Source organism: Mesorhizobium sp. B2-3-14 (assembly GCF_006442175.1).
GTDB lineage: Bacteria > Pseudomonadota > Alphaproteobacteria > Rhizobiales > Rhizobiaceae > Mesorhizobium > Mesorhizobium australicum.
In genome coordinates this window covers 17,497-31,929 of record NZ_VFVP01000011.1, presented here as the reverse complement: position 1 = coordinate 31,929, position 14,433 = coordinate 17,497, and the positions used below count along the sequence as shown (strand labels likewise).

The 14,433-nt window shown below is 59.9% G+C and carries 10 protein-coding genes; 8 read left to right on the top strand and 2 right to left on the bottom strand.

Features of this window, described 5'->3' with window-relative positions:
- Nucleotides 1–87: 87 nt before the first annotated feature.
- From FJ950_RS23825 to FJ950_RS23815, 3 genes are all read left to right on the top strand, one after another.
- Entirely contained in the window at nucleotides 88–2,802 is a 2,715-nt protein-coding gene (locus FJ950_RS23825; RefSeq protein WP_140619057.1) for an ABC transporter ATP-binding protein, read from the top strand.
- Nucleotides 2,803–2,885: 83 nt separating this feature from the next.
- The gene (locus FJ950_RS23820; RefSeq protein WP_140619055.1) at nucleotides 2,886–3,335 is read left to right on the top strand and encodes a cyclic nucleotide-binding domain-containing protein; all 450 of its coding nucleotides are present in this window, start codon (nucleotides 2,886–2,888) and stop codon (nucleotides 3,333–3,335) included.
- Nucleotides 3,336–3,494: 159 nt separating this feature from the next.
- Nucleotides 3,495–4,349 (top strand): MBL fold metallo-hydrolase, encoded by an 855-nt coding sequence (locus FJ950_RS23815; protein ID WP_140619053.1) that lies wholly within the window; start codon nucleotides 3,495–3,497, stop codon nucleotides 4,347–4,349.
- Nucleotides 4,350–4,354: 5 nt separating this feature from the next.
- Here FJ950_RS23815 and FJ950_RS23810 read toward each other — a convergent pair whose 3' ends face one another.
- Nucleotides 4,355–5,119, bottom strand: a complete 765-nt coding sequence (locus tag FJ950_RS23810; RefSeq protein WP_140619051.1) for a polysaccharide deacetylase family protein — start codon at nucleotides 5,117–5,119, stop codon at nucleotides 4,355–4,357.
- Complete coding sequence (locus FJ950_RS23805) at nucleotides 5,116–6,204, bottom strand: glycosyltransferase family 4 protein (protein ID WP_140619049.1); 1,089 nt, start codon at nucleotides 6,202–6,204, stop codon at nucleotides 5,116–5,118. The genes FJ950_RS23810 and FJ950_RS23805 overlap by 4 nt, the downstream gene beginning before the upstream one ends.
- A 74-nt stretch (nucleotides 6,205–6,278) precedes the next feature.
- Here FJ950_RS23805 and FJ950_RS23800 point away from each other — a divergent pair, with 74 nt between their 5' ends.
- The 5 genes from FJ950_RS23800 to FJ950_RS23780 all read left to right on the top strand — a co-directional run bounded on the left by FJ950_RS23800 (nucleotide 6,279) and on the right by FJ950_RS23780 (nucleotide 14,433).
- On the top strand, nucleotides 6,279–7,460 hold the full coding sequence (locus tag FJ950_RS23800) for a DUF3095 domain-containing protein (protein ID WP_181171417.1): 1,182 nt from the start codon (nucleotides 6,279–6,281) through the stop codon (nucleotides 7,458–7,460).
- A 108-nt stretch (nucleotides 7,461–7,568) separates the two neighbouring features.
- Nucleotides 7,569–8,915: a nucleotide sugar dehydrogenase gene (locus FJ950_RS23795; RefSeq protein ID WP_140619047.1), complete on the top strand. Its 1,347-nt coding sequence runs from the start codon at nucleotides 7,569–7,571 to the stop codon at nucleotides 8,913–8,915.
- 235 nt (nucleotides 8,916–9,150) lie between these two features.
- On the top strand, nucleotides 9,151–10,491 hold the full coding sequence (locus tag FJ950_RS23790) for an adenylate/guanylate cyclase domain-containing protein (RefSeq protein WP_140619044.1): 1,341 nt from the start codon (nucleotides 9,151–9,153) through the stop codon (nucleotides 10,489–10,491).
- Nucleotides 10,492–10,642: 151 nt separating this feature from the next.
- The gene (locus FJ950_RS23785; RefSeq protein ID WP_140619042.1) at nucleotides 10,643–12,538 is read left to right on the top strand and encodes an ABC transporter ATP-binding protein; all 1,896 of its coding nucleotides are present in this window, start codon (nucleotides 10,643–10,645) and stop codon (nucleotides 12,536–12,538) included.
- Complete coding sequence (locus FJ950_RS23780) at nucleotides 12,535–14,433, top strand: ABC transporter substrate-binding protein (RefSeq protein ID WP_140619278.1); 1,899 nt, start codon at nucleotides 12,535–12,537, stop codon at nucleotides 14,431–14,433. The genes FJ950_RS23785 and FJ950_RS23780 overlap by 4 nt, the downstream gene beginning before the upstream one ends.

Here is a 14,433-nt window from a genome sequence, read left to right as displayed (position 1 = left end):
TGGCGACGCAGAAATTGCCGATACGCCATGCGCCGGTAGCCGCTTCTTCGTCCCGCATCCTTCCAACTAAAGGGTCCACGGTCGCATATGGAACCCAGCCTAGCCCGCTATATCTGGACCCACACGAAAAAGCAGCAGCTTTGGATATTGATGATCGTCGTGCTTTCGATGGTCCCTTATTTCATGTCCTTCGACCTGCCGAAGCTGATCGTCAACGGCCCGATCCAAGGTAAAGGCTTCGACCAAGTGGGCGCGACCCAGCCATTCATGAGGCTGCATTATAGCCTGCCGTTCATTGGCGAGGTCCTGTTCTTCTCCGGTTTTCAGCTCGGCCGCAAGGCGACGCTGTTTGCCCTGAGCCTTGTGTTCCTCCTGCTGGTCGTCATCAACGGCCTATTTAAACTCTACATCAACACCTACAAGGGCCGTCTGGGCGAACGCATGCTGCGGCGTATCCGTTTCGATCTGGTCGATCGTGTGCTGCGGTTTCCGCCGATATATTTCAAGCGGGTGAAATCGGCCGAAGTGGCGACCATGGTGAAGGACGAGGTGGAGCCGCTGGGCGGCTTTATCGGCGATGCCTTTCTGCAGCCGGTACTGCTCGGCGGTCAGGCGCTGACCGCCATGCTCTTCATCATGGTCCAGAACGTCTGGCTCGGACTGATAGCGGTCGTGATCGTGACGATCCAGATCGTGCTCATCCCGCGAATGCGCCGGCGGCTGCTCGTGCTCGGGCGCCAACGGCAATTGACGGCGCGCGCACTTTCGGGCCGGGTTGGCGAAATCGTCGACGGTATCGGCGCGGTTCACGTCCACGATACATCAAACTACGAGCGCGCCGACATAGCTGCCCGGCTCGGGCTCATATTCAAGATCCGCTTCGATCTTTACCAATGGAAATTCATGGTAAAGTTCCTCAACAATTTTCTCGCGCAGCTCACGCCCTTTCTGTTCTACATGATCGGCGGTTACCTAGCCATTGAGGGTCGGCTGGACGTCGGCCAGCTCGTGGCCGTGATCGGCGCCTACAAGGACCTGCCCGGACCGATGAAGGAACTGATCGACTGGGACCAGGATCGGCAGGATGTCCAGGTCAAATATCAGCAGGTGGTTGAACAGTTCACTGTGGAGGGTCTCATTTCGCCTACAATCGGGGCGTTGGCGATCGACGATCCCGATCCGATGACCGCCCCCCTGTCGGCAATCGGTCTGTCCATAGCAGACGATGGCGGTGCGATCCTTCTCAACCGTGTCTCCCTCCAGGTCAAGCCGGGTGAGACGGTGGCGCTGGTCAGCACTGCAACAGGGGGAGCCGAAGCGCTTGCAGAGGCCTTTGCGCGGCTGAACTGGCCCGACAGCGGAAGGATCGTTTCGGGCACCCACGACCTGCTTGAACTCCCCGAAGCGGTGACCGGACGGCGCATGTCGTATGCCTCGTCGGATGTTTTCCTGTTCCAGGCAAGCCTCCGCGATAACTTGCTCTACGGGTTGAAACATGCGCCGCTGACACCGGTGACTTACGACGGTGCAGCGGCAGACCAACACCGCTGGAACATCGAAGAGGCGCGCCGGTCGGGCAATCCGGATCTTGATATCCGCAGCGACTGGATCAACTATGCTTCCGCCGGCGCCACCGGCCCGCACGACCTCTTTGAAGCCGTGCGCCGGGTGCTCGACGCGGTTGTTCTGTCGCGCGACATTCTGGACCTTGGCTTGCGCTCTTCGGCCGACCTCAAGCGTCACACGGAACTTGCCAAGCGCATCGTCGAACTGCGTGCGGCGTTGCGAACCCGGCTTGAACAGGAAGGGCTGAGCGGACTGGTGGTTCCTTTCGAACCGGGCGCCTACAACAAGGAAGCGACAATCGGCCAGAACCTGCTCTTCGGCGCTGCGGCCGGCCCTGAACTGGCGGATAGGGCGCTGGCTGCCAACCCCTATTTTGCTTCTGTGCTCAATGAAGCCGGTCTCGACCGCACGCTGTACGAAATGGGCATGGAGATCGCCGAACAGGCGATCGAGCTGTTTGCCGACCTGCCAGCCGATCACCAGTTTTTCCAGCAGCTCGCCTTCATGAGCGCCGAGGAGATACCGGCCTACGAAACCTTGCTGCAACGGCTCAAGAACCGTCCCTACGAGGCGGTTTCGGAGACCGACCGCGCCATGATCGTTAGCTTGAGCTTTGCCTATATCGAGCCCCGGCACCGCTTCGGCCTTTTGAGCGATGAGCTGATGAGCAAGATCGTCACTGCCCGCAACCGGTTCTATGAAAACCTGCCGACCGAGCTGCATGACGCGATCGAACGGTACGATCCGGGCAAATACATTGCCGCCGCTACTGTCATGGATAATGTGCTGTTCGGGCGTGTGGGCAACAATCACCCCGACGCGCCGGACCGCATACGCTCCATCCTCTATGACCTTCTTGACGAGCTGGGGCTTTATGGCGAGCTTCTCAATGTCGGCCTGGATTTCAACGTCGGCGCCGGCGGCAGGCGGCTGACCGGTGGACAGCGACAGAAGCTCGACGTTGCCCGAGCGCTGCTCAAGCGTCCCGATTTTCTCATTCTCAACCGGCCGCTGTCGGCGCTCGATCAGCGCATGCAAGATAAGGTGTTGCGGAACGTTCTCGAGGAAGCCAGACGCGACGACCATTCGCCGGCAATTGTCTGGGTGGTGACGAATCCGTCCATGGCGATGATGTTCGATCGCGTCATCGTGTTCGACTCGGGTGAATTGGTGGAAGACGGAACACACGAGACACTTTTGGCAGGCGACGGCGTCTTCAAGGAACTGGTGTCGTAGAGCGACGTCCCGGATACGGAACCAATTCCATCTGGGCGCGCGTTGCTCTAATCTGGCAAACGCGAATTTTGAGGTTTGCGACAATGCTGCTCAAGGATGAAGTTGGAATGCTGCAACGCGTTCCCTTGTTTTCTGGCATTGAGTTGACAAAGCTCAAACTGCTTGCGTTCACCTCCGATCGCGTCAGCTACGGCGCGGGCCAGATCCTTTTCCGGCAGGGCGACGAGGGAGATGCCGCCTATGTCATCCTTTCAGGCAAGGCAGATATTCTGGTCGATTCCGACAAAGGGCCGTTAAAAGTAGCCGAAATGGCGCCAAATTCGATTGTTGGCGAGATCGCCATACTGTGCAACAGCTCGCGCACAGCCACCGTCAGAGCGGCAAGTCAGCTGGAAGCCTTGAGAATTCGCAAGGATCATTTCCTGAGACTCATGAAGGAGTCCCCGGAAATGACCATCGAGATATTGCGGGTTCTTGCCGATCGCCTAAGCCACACCACCGCCGATCTGATCGATGCACGAAGTGCCAAATAGCCAATGAGATGCGGTCGACGCTCCCCGTCATTATAGCGCAAGCCTTTGGCTGAGAAGGTCACTGGAGGACATCGGCAAACGGAAAACGGTTCACACTTTTCCTGGTGCTAGCGGCAGTTGTTTGGCTACGATGAGTGACGGGACTGCGAAGGGGCTACCATGGACGACGACGTTTTCCTGGTCAGGTTTTGGGGAGTGCGCGGCAGCATCCCGGTATCGGGGCCAGAATTCTCTCGCTATGGCGGCAACACAAGCTGCATTGAAATGCGCTGTGGTAAGCATACGCTTCTGTTCGACGCGGGCTCTGGCCTGCGGCCTGCCGGCGGGGCGCTTCGGACGTTGGGCGTGACCGATTTCGACCTACTTTTCACGCATTGCCACTACGATCACATTATCGGGCTGCCATTCTTTGCGCCGATCTACGACCGGAGCGTCACGGTTACGCTTTGGTCCGGGCACCTTGCCGGGCGCATGACGACCCGGCAGATGGTCGATGCATTCATCCGGCCGCCTTGGTTTCCGGTGAAGCTGGAGGCCTGCAAGGCAAGCCTCGACTGCCGCGACTTCGTGGCCGGAGACGTGCTTCGGCCCCGCGAAGGGGTGGTGGTCCGGACGGGCAGTCTTGTTCACCCAGGCGGCTGCATCGGCTACCGGGTCGAATGGGGTGGCCGTGTGGTGTCGGTGATCACCGACACTGAGCACGAGCCCGACAAACTCGATCCCGCAGTGCTCGGCCTGATCCAAGATGCCGACCTCGTCATCTACGATTGCACCTACACCGATGAGGAAATGGAACGCCGCCGCGGTAACGGGCACTCGACATGGCAACAGGGGATCAAACTCTGTGGCGCCGCCGGTGCGCGAGGGCTTGCGCTGTTTCATCACGATGCGACACGCACCGACGAGGAACTGGATGAGATCGAGAAACTGGCCAAAGACAGGTTTACCGGCGCATTTGCGGCGCGGGATGGGCATACCCTCGAATTTCCAGTCTCCTTGCCCAAAAAGCGGTGAGCGAGCTATCTTCCCTTACCTGCGCAGCGCCCGATCAATGTCCTGATTGGAAGCCATACGCAGGAGTCAATCTGTGCAGTGACCGTGAACAGCCGTTCAAGGAAAAGCCAGGCCGATTCATCGTGTACGAGATGATGAGTGAGCAGGCCGACCGGTTCGTCGTCGAATGCATCCTGCAAGCGCGCGACGATTGCCTGGATCAATAGACCGTGGTCGCGGCAGCCGCGCGTGCCATGCCAATCCATGATGTCGACATTGCAGTTGATGACCGCCAGTGAAGCCGGGTCCGGGGGCCCGAAGACCGACAATGCCGCAAATCCTATCGATCCAAGGTCGGAGACCAGGCCGGCGTCGATCCTGTTCCAGGGGGGCACGAGCATCGGGACGGTTCGCGCGCCGTGCAGGCCCGTTAGGTGCGACAGCCCGCCAGCCAGTTCTTCAAGAACGGCCTCCCCTGGCCGATGGGCGCCGAGCTCCTGCTTTTTGTGACCCTCGGGAGCATGATTTCGATGCACCCAGCCATGCATGGCCACTGTGGCATGCGGCGCCTCGTCTAGCCGGGCAGCAAGCTTCTCATCCGTGAGGGCCGGAATGACGGCCAGAGTGACCGGAACGGTGAACTCACCCGTGAGGTCGAGCAGCCGATCAAGCGCCGGCGTCGGATCCACGGCATCATCGTCGCGCAGCCAGAACTCTGCCTTGCGACCGGCCCGTTGCCGGCCCGCCAATTCTTCCACCAAGGGCTGCCAGACTCGATCGCAGGATGTCATGAAACCGAGACCTTCGAAAGAAGTTCGACCAGGCGCGCCGCTGCAATGCCGAGGGAACGTTCTTCAAGGATGAAACGTCTGGCTTCTGCTGCCATGATGGTTCTCTCGTCTTTACGGGCCAGAAGCCTTTCAATGGCAGAAGCGAAGGCGGCCACATCTCGCGGCGGGGTGAGAAACCCGGTCTGGCCGTCTCGCACGACTTCCGGCACGCCGGCGATGTCCTGAGCCACCACCGGAAGACCGGCGGCTTGTGCTTCAAGATAGGCAACGCCATAGGCCTCCCCGTAACCCGGCCAGACGTAAATTCCTCCCCCATAGAGGACATCCGGCACGGCGGCTGGATCGATCGCGCCGAGCCATTCGATACGCTCGGCGGCGAAGCCGGCAAATTGCGCCTTGACCTCGTCACGGGCAGGCCCGTCGCCGACGACCGACATCGTCCAGGGCAAATGGCCAATCTGACCCAGCGCTTGCGCCAGCATGCGATAGCTTTCGACTTTGTCGCCCTGGCGCATCATGGCAACAGCAACGAGGCGCGTCGGGCAACCTCGTGCCGGCAGTTCATGGAAGACCGATGTGTCGATGAAGGGTGACAGCATATCAAGAGCGACCTCGGGTATCGCATCTGCCAGTCCCCGACGATCTCTTTGCGTGAAGCAGATGTTCAGCGCCGCCTGTTGGACCGCTTGGACGACCAGCGCTTGTGTATCAGCCCACAAACCGGCATTGCGGCGCCTCGAATAGGAAGCTTCCGCTGTCACATATGGGACAGCAAAGGTCGACGCCAGCCCGGGCCCGATCAGGTCGGGCGCCTTGTAATAAGGATGATAGCAGAACCATAGATCGGGCTTGCCATCACGATCCCAAAGCCGCGTCAGCCGCGCGGCTTCCTCTTTGGCCTCTATCTTGAGCGCATCGAAACGTTCCGGCTCCGGTTCGCGTAGATAGAAGCGCAATTCGGATGCCAGTTCGACGCTATGTCCTCCATGCTCCAGCGCCTTGACCAGCGTGCGTGCCATCTGGCGGTCGCCGGAGGCAACGGAATGATTGGGTGACTTCAGCGGCGCGTAGAAGGCAATTCGCATTGCGCGACCCTATCATCGGAAAGCATGCGCAAGTCAAATTCCAAGCACCATCGACTGCACCTCCAAGCAGTGGAATGTGCTATCTGATACTCATGGAAACAGCTGCCGCCTCGGACCCGTTTGTCGCTTCTTTGCCGGTCTTCGCAAAATTCGAAAGCGTTGCCGACATCGACAACTATCGGCCCCTCCCCGATGGTTGGGCGCTGGCCACCGCCGACATTGTCGGCTCGACCAAGGCGATCGAGACGGGACGCTATAAAACGGTCAATATGGCCGGCGCCAGTGTCATTTCGGCCCTCCTCAACGCGCTGGGTCGGCAAGACCTTCCCTTTGTCTTCGGCGGCGATGGGGCGCTCGTCGCCTTTCCCGGCTCTGCGATGGAGCCCACCCGCAAGGCGCTGGCGGCTGTCCAGAGATGGGTGGCGGACGAACTGGACCTAACCCTGCGTGCCGCAATCGTGCCGATAAAGGATATTCGAGCGCAAGGCCTCGACGTTCGCGTGGCAAGGTTCCAAGCATCCGATGCCATCTTCTATACCATGTTCGCCGGCGGTGGCGGCAGTTGGGCGGAAGCCGAGATGAAAGCGGGGCGCTACCGCATCGATCCTGCTCCGGCTGGCGCACGGCCGGACCTGACCGGCCTGTCCTGCCGCTGGAACCCGATCGGAACCCGTCATGGCGAAATCGTCTCGATCATAGCCACTCCGGGGTCGTCGCGCGATCTGCGCGGTTTTCAGTTTCTGGCGTCCGACATCATCGCCATTGCCAGCAGACAGGAACGCGATGGCCACCCGGTGCCGGTGAATGGGCCGAGTTACAGCTTGCTGCCCGCCGGCCTCGATATCGAGGCGCGAGCCACGGCGCCGGTGGGACGGCGATGGCTGTCGAAGCTGTGGATAGTGTTCCTGATGGCGCTTACGGCCGTCGCCGATAGATATGGCTGGACCGTCGGCGGTTTCGATCCGAAGATCTACAAACGCGACGTGGCCAGCAATTCGGATTTCCGGAAATTCGACGACGGCTTGAAGATGACCATCGACGTTGATGCTGATGTGTTGCAACGGATAGAGAATCGGCTGAAACAGGCGGAAGAGGCCGGCATCTGCAATTATGGCCTGCACCGCCAGAAATCGGCCTTGATGACATGCCTCGTCGCCTCGCCGCTGCACCGCGATCATGTTCATTTCATAGACGGTGCGGCTGGCGGCTATGCGATGGCTGCTGCAGACCTGAAGGCAAAGTTGCCGGTCGGATGACGGCTTGCGAGAATCCACTTTCCGCAATATGCCTCGGCCATGGTTCTGTGGGACTGGTAAGCCGCGCCTGACACCGGCCATCCTGTCCCAACTAACGGGAAAGCAGATTTGGACGCTTCACGATCTTCGGCATATGACCGTCTGCTGAACCGTATCTCGGCGCACACCGCGCATGTCGGCGTGATCGGATTGGGCTATGTCGGGTTGCCGCTCGCGATTGCGGTCGCACGCGCCGGCTTCCCGGTTTTCGGCTTCGACATTGAAGCCCAGAAGGTCGAGAGCCTGAACAACGGCCAATCCTACATTGAGGCGGTGACGTCGACAGCCCTCGCCGGCCACGTGGCGAGTGGACGGTTCCGCGCCACAGCGGATTTTGCCGAACTGTCGACCTGCGACATCATCATCATCTGCGTTCCGACACCGCTGACAAAAAACCGTGAGCCGGACCTCTCCTTTGTCAGGAACACGACTGGCATCATCGCAAAGCATCTGCGTCTCGGCCACCTCGTCGTGCTGGAATCTACCACCTATCCCGGCACCACCGACGATGTGATCAAGCCCATACTGGAAGAAACCGGCTTGCAGTCGAAGATAGACTTCTTCCTCGGCTTCTCGCCCGAACGCGAGGATCCCGGCAACCGCAACTTTGAAGTCGCGACGATCCCAAAGGTCGTGGCAGGTGACGGCATTGAAGCGGCGACGCTCGTGCAGGCTTTCTACCAAGGGGTCGTCAAAACCGTCGTTCCGGTTTCCAGCACGGCAACCGCAGAGGCAGTCAAGCTGACGGAAAACATATTCCGGTCAGTCAACATAGCCCTCGTCAACGAATTGAAGGTCGTGCTCGGCGCGATGGGCATCGACATCTGGGAGGTGGTCGAGGCGGCCAGGAGCAAGCCCTTCGGCTACATGCCTTTTTATCCAGGCCCCGGATTGGGCGGGCACTGTGTTCCAATCGATCCCTTCTACCTGACGTGGAAGGCGCGCGAATACGAACTGCCGACCCGCTTCATCGAGCTGGCGGCAGAGATCAACACTGCTATGCCGCGTCACGTGGTCGATGAACTGGCCAAAGCACTGGACCGGCGCTGCGGCAAGGCGCTCAGCCGCTCGCGCATTCTCATCATCGGGCTCGCCTACAAGAAGAATGTGCCCGACATCCGCGAAAGCCCCTCATTGCGGCTCATCGAACTTATCGAGGAATGGGGCGGCAAGGCGGAATTCCACGATCCGCATGTTCCCGAGATCCCGACCACACGGGAGCATATGGCCCTCAGGGGGCGCCGCTCGCTCGAGTTGACCGAGGCGGTGGTGAAGGATTTCGATGCTGTCGTCGTTGCAACCGACCATGACGCGATCGACTATAAGGCTGTCGCTGATCACGCCCTTCTGATCGTCGACACACGCAATGTTTTTGGCCGTCTCGGGCTGCTCCGAGAGACGGTGGTGAAGGCCTGACAAGCGCCCCGGTGGCGACTTTGCCGATGTCAGGAACGTGATTGCACTCCGGCCGCAGCTTCGCCACATAAGGCCGCAAGGCATGAATGCAGTTAAGCCTGTACCTTGGTTGCAACGACAGTCACTCGGGAATTCCTTCGCCTTTGCCGCCGCACGCGACCGTTGACTTGGGGTATCTTTGGGTCGCTGGCGGACTGTGTTATGGCGGATCGCAGTCGACGGGTTTCGAGGTGGTATGAGCATGGCGCGAGCAGAAATTTCCACAATTCTCATGGATAAGGTTGCCGACTGGCTTACTCAGTCGGCGCTGGCAGGCAACGAGCTGGAAACACTGGTAAAGGGGTTTTGCGAGCGGCTGGCTGCTGCCGGCCTGCCGTTGAAGCGGGTGCATTTGAGCTTTTCGATGCTTCATCCGCTCTATGACGCGCTCGGCTTCACCTGGCTTCGCGGCCAAGGCATGGAAGTGGAAGGCTTCCGCAAAAAGGACGGCGTTCATTCCGACACGTTCCTGACCAGCCCATACTACCATCTGCTCAGCAACAAGCTCGACCATCTGCGGCGTCGTCTCGACCCGTCGGTCCCGTCGGAATTTCCTGTCTTCGATGAACTCAGGCTTATGGGCGTGACCGACTACATGGCTTTCGTCCATCCCTTCAACGGCAATACCAGTCAGGGCATGATCGGGTCCTGGTCGACCGACAGTGCTTCAGGTTTCAGCGACAGCATGATTTCGGCGCTGCTGCGTATCCAAAACCATCTCGCCATCGCAACCAAAATGGCGGTGCTCACCAAGCTGGCCGACAACATGATGACCACTTATCTCGGCGGCGACGCCGGCAGACGCGTGCTGGACGGCCAGATCAAGCGCGGCGAGGGCGATACAATCCGGGCCGCACTGGTCATGGCCGACATGCGCGGGTCGACACGGCTTGCCGAAACGTCGGGCCGCGAAATCTACATCGATACGCTGAACCAATTTTTCGACGCCATTGCCGCACCTTTCAATCGCAAAGGCGGGCAGATCATGAGTTTCATAGGTGATGGCTTCATTGCCGTCTATCCTTGCGAAAGGCATCGCTCGCAGTCCGAGATCGCCTGCCAGGCTGCTCTGGCGGCAGCGCACAAGGCCACTGCGCGCATGATGGAGCTCAATCTGCGAAGAAAGGAAAAAGGGTTGTCCGACATAAAATTTGGCATCGGCCTGCATGTCGGCAACGTGATGTTCGGCAATGTCGGGCTTACCGACCGGCTCACATTCTCCGTGTTTGGCTCGGCTGTAAACGAGGTCCAGCGTCTCCAGACCCTGACCAAGAAATACCCGCACCGCGTTCTCGCCAGCAAGGACTTCGCCAGCTATTGCGGCGCCAACAGCTGGCTGACGCTCGGCAGCGAGGAACTGGCGGGGCTCAAGCAGAAGCTGACGGTGCTTTCACCAGATCTGTCGGGCGCTCTCGCGCTCGATGAAGAGAGTGCGCTGGAGGCGATCTACGACCGGAGATCGGAGGCAGAGCAGGTCATGCTGCTTCATCGCGATGCCGCACGGCTGTCGCCGGGCGACCCGAGGAAGCTCCAGTAGCCTGGCCCAATCTGATCCGAACACCTTGTTATGTCGGTCGCCCGGTTCGCCGCTGGCAACCCTTTCGAATCCAAGTTGCTCTAAGCCTGCAATACGCTAGTCTCACTTTCTGGTTTGCCGCCCGGCAGGCCGGCAAAGTGGGCTGGTGAGAATGAATTCGGGCGTTGATCTGCTGCGGGTCGAAGATGTTGGCATCTCTTTTGCCATTATCGGGGGACCCTTGCATGCAGTCAGGCGGGCAAATCTTCGCGTCCTTCCAGGCAAGGTTACCGCGCTTGTCGGCGAGTCCGGTTCCGGAAAATCAGTTCTCAGCCAGGCAGTGATGGGCATTTTGCCGAACACAGCCCATGTTCGTGGCCGTATCCTATTTTCCGATCCTGAAAAGCCCGGCACGACACAGGATATCCTGCAGATGCCGCGCGATGGACCCGAAATCCGGGCCTTGAGAGGCAGCCGCATCGGCAAGATCTTTCAGGAGCCGATGACATCGCTTTCGCCGCTGCACACGATCGGCAACCAGGTCAGCGAATCGCTGCAGATCCATACGCCCATGGCTCGGGCAGAGCGCAAGGCGCGGACCGAGGAAATGCTCAGCCTTGTCGGCTTTCCCAATCCCAAGCGCGCCTATGACATGTATCCATTTGAACTTTCGGGAGGATTGCGTCAGCGCGCCATGATCGCCATGGCGCTTATCTGCCGGCCCGCCCTGTTGATCGCCGACGAGCCGACGACGGCGTTGGACGTCACCATCCAGGCGCAAATCCTGCAACTGCTGCGCGAGCTTCAGAGCAAGCTGAATATGGCGATGCTGCTGATCACCCACGATCTGGGCGTGGTCGCCAATGTCGCCGACGAGGTGGTCGTCATTTACCATGGCGAGATCATGGAAGCGGGACCTGTCGAGGCGATATTCCGCCGGCCAGGTCACCCTTACCTGAAGGGCCTGATGGCAGCCGTTCCGCATTTCGACCTGAAGCCTGGTGAACGGCTAAAGGCGCTGCGCGAGGTGCCGGTGAATGTCGAGAACCTGCTTGGCAAACAGACGGCGCCGGCATCGAAGGGGCCGCACGACATCCTGCTATCGGTCAGGGACCTGACAAAAACCTTCACCATCCGCAAGTCGGGATGGTTCGGCGGCGATCATCAAACCTCAGTTCGCGCCGTGGACGGCGTGAGCTTCGATATCATCCGGGGTGAGTGCCTGGGTCTGGTCGGCGAAAGCGGCTCCGGCAAAACCACCGTCAGCAAGATGCTCATGCGAGCTGTCACGCCTAGCGGCGGCTCTGTGCTTTTCAATGGCCGCGATGGACCGATCGATGTGTTGGGAGGCGACAGAGCCGCCCTGCGCCTGCTGCGCGCGAAGATCCAGATGGTATTTCAGGATCCGGTTTCATCGCTTTCACCTCGCATGACGGTGGAGAACATCTTGAGCGAGCCGTTGGAAATCCATCAACGAGGTAATGCCGCGTCCCGACTAGCCACGGTGAAGAGCCTTATGCAGGCAATCGGGCTCGATCCGCGCTTCATCAAGCGCTATCCGCACAGTTTCTCCGGTGGGCAGCGTCAGCGTATCGGCATCGCGCGCGCGTTGGCGCTGGGGCCTGAACTGCTGATTTGCGACGAGCCGGTTTCGGCGCTCGATGTCTCTGTCCAGGCGCAGATTCTGAACCTCCTGAAGGACCTGCAGAAGGAACTGGGCCTGACTTACCTATTCATATCCCACAACCTAGCGGTGGTGGACTACATGGCAGACCGCATCGCGGTGATGTGCGGGGGGCGTATCGTCGAGCTTGCGCCGCGCGAAATTCTGCTTAGGAAACCGGTCCATCCCTACACGCGCTCGCTGGTCGCCGCAGTACCGTTTCCCGATCTCGACAGGCCAATGGATTTCAAGACGCTGAAGCTCAGCGGTGCTTCCGACAAGAGCGCATGGGGACCGCAATTCCGCGACGAGGGCGACGAGGATGTGCTGTCGCCGCTCGACCTTGGCGGCGGCCACCTAGTGCTGGCCCGACGTTCGGCCAATGTCAGCGAGCTACGATCTTGATCAGCCGGCGCACTGCCCTTGGGCTCATGGCTTCGGCATTTGTGCCGGGCAAGTTACGCGCAGGCGATCTGGAGCCGGAGTTTCTTCAGCCGCAGCTCACGGCCAGGGCGCTGCCGGCACTCGCCGAACGCCTGCCCAAGAGCCCGCGCGTATTGAATCTGGCTGCGATGGGCCGGCAACCCGGCCAGTATGGCGGCACGCTGCGCACGATCATCGGCAGCCAGAAAGATATCCGGATAATGACGATCTATGGGTATGCTCGCCTGGTCGGCTATGACGAAAAGCTTAACATGCAACCCGACATCCTCGAAAGTTTCGACGTCGCGCATGATCGTGTCTTCACATTCAAGCTGCGGGAAGGACATAAATGGTCTGACGGCAGCCTGTTGACGTCGGAAGATTTCCGCTATTGCTGGGAAGATGTCTGGCTGAACGATGAGCTGTCGCCAGGCGGGCTTGCACCGGGCCTGGTGGCAGATGGCAAGCCGCCACGCTTCGAGATCGTCGACCCGTTGACGGTCCGCTACAGTTGGGAGACGCCAAATCCCGACTTCCTGCCCAAGCTCGCTGCTGCCTCGCCGCTATCGCTTGTTCTGCCGGCCGCCTATCTCAAGCAGTTCCACAAGAAATACCAAGATCCGTTCCGGCTCGCCGGCCTAATGACGGAGAACCGGGTCCAGAAATGGACGCTCCTGCATATCCGCATGTCGCGGCAGTATCGCCCGGAGAACCCGGAGTTGCCGACGCTCGATCCCTGGCAGAACCGGACCAAGCCGCCGGCTGAGCAGTTCATTTTCGAGCGAAATCCGTTCTTTCATAGAATAGACGAGAATGGCAGGCAGTTACCCTATGTTGACCGGTTTGTCTTGAATGTCAGCTCATCGGCGATCATTTCCGCCAAGACCGGTGCGGGTGAGAGCGACCTGCAATGCATGGGCATCGACTTCGCCGATTACTCTTTCCTGAAGGATACGGAGAAGCGTTACCCGGTGAAGATGCATCTGTGGAAACGCACACAGGGTTCCCGGCTGGCGCTGCTGCCCAATCTGAATTGTGCCGACCAGGTATGGCGCAGCCTTTTTCGTGACGTGCGCGTGCGCCGCGCCCTTTCCCTCGCTGTGGACAGGCGCGAGATCAATTTGGCAGTATTCTACGGATTAGCGCGGGAAAGTGCCGATACGGTCCTGCCGGAGAGCCCGCTCTACCGGCCGGAATTCGCGAAGGCCTGGGTCGCCCATGATCCCGACCAAGCCAACGCGCTGCTCGACGAGGTCGGGCTTCAAAAACGCGACGATGATGGCCTGCGTGTACTTCCCGATGGACGCCCGGCGCAGATCATAGTGGAAACGGCCGGCGAAAGCACGCTGGAAACCGACGCGCTCGAACTCATCACCGATCACTGGCGTCAGATCGGCATCGCCCTGTTCGTCCGCACTTCGCAGCGCGACATCTTCCGCAGCCGCGCGCTTGGCGGCCAGATCATGATGTCGATGTGGTCGGGCATCGACAATGGCGTGCCGACCTCCGACATGAATCCGTACCAGTTGGCCCCCACCATCGACGACCAGCTGCAATGGCCGCTGTGGGGCGCTCACTACCTGTCTCGTGGCACGCTCGGTGAGGCGCCCGATCTTCCGCCTGTGGTCGAGTTGATGGCTCTGCTCAAGCGCTGGAACGCATCGACCGAGGCCGCGGAGCGCGCCGAGATCTGGAATTCAATGCTGTCGATCTATACCGATCAGGTGTTTTCGATCGGCACGGTGAACGGAACGCATCAGCCGGTTCTGGCGTCCTCACGGCTGCGCAATCTGCCTGACAAGGCGCTCTACGGCTATGACCCGACCGCCTATTTCGGTGTCTACATGCCCGATACATTCTGGCTTGGAGAGTCCTGA

What these genes read in the sequence shown, in the direction of transcription:
- FJ950_RS23825 (WP_140619057.1), top strand. Translation starts at nt 88, where the DNA reads ATGGAACCCAGCCTAGCCCGCTATATCTGGACCCACACGAAAAAGCAG.
- FJ950_RS23820 (WP_140619055.1), top strand. Translation starts at nt 2,886, where the DNA reads ATGCTGCTCAAGGATGAAGTTGGAATGCTGCAACGCGTTCCCTTGTTT.
- FJ950_RS23810 (WP_140619051.1), bottom strand. Translation starts at nt 5,119, where the DNA reads ATGACATCCTGCGATCGAGTCTGGCAGCCCTTGGTGGAAGAATTGGCG.
- FJ950_RS23785 (WP_140619042.1), top strand. Translation starts at nt 10,643, where the DNA reads ATGAATTCGGGCGTTGATCTGCTGCGGGTCGAAGATGTTGGCATCTCT.
- FJ950_RS23805 (WP_140619049.1), bottom strand. Translation starts at nt 6,204, where the DNA reads ATGCGAATTGCCTTCTACGCGCCGCTGAAGTCACCCAATCATTCCGTT.
- FJ950_RS23790 (WP_140619044.1), top strand. Translation starts at nt 9,151, where the DNA reads ATGAGCATGGCGCGAGCAGAAATTTCCACAATTCTCATGGATAAGGTT.
- FJ950_RS23800 (WP_181171417.1), top strand. Translation starts at nt 6,279, where the DNA reads ATGTGCTATCTGATACTCATGGAAACAGCTGCCGCCTCGGACCCGTTT.
- FJ950_RS23815 (WP_140619053.1), top strand. Translation starts at nt 3,495, where the DNA reads ATGGACGACGACGTTTTCCTGGTCAGGTTTTGGGGAGTGCGCGGCAGC.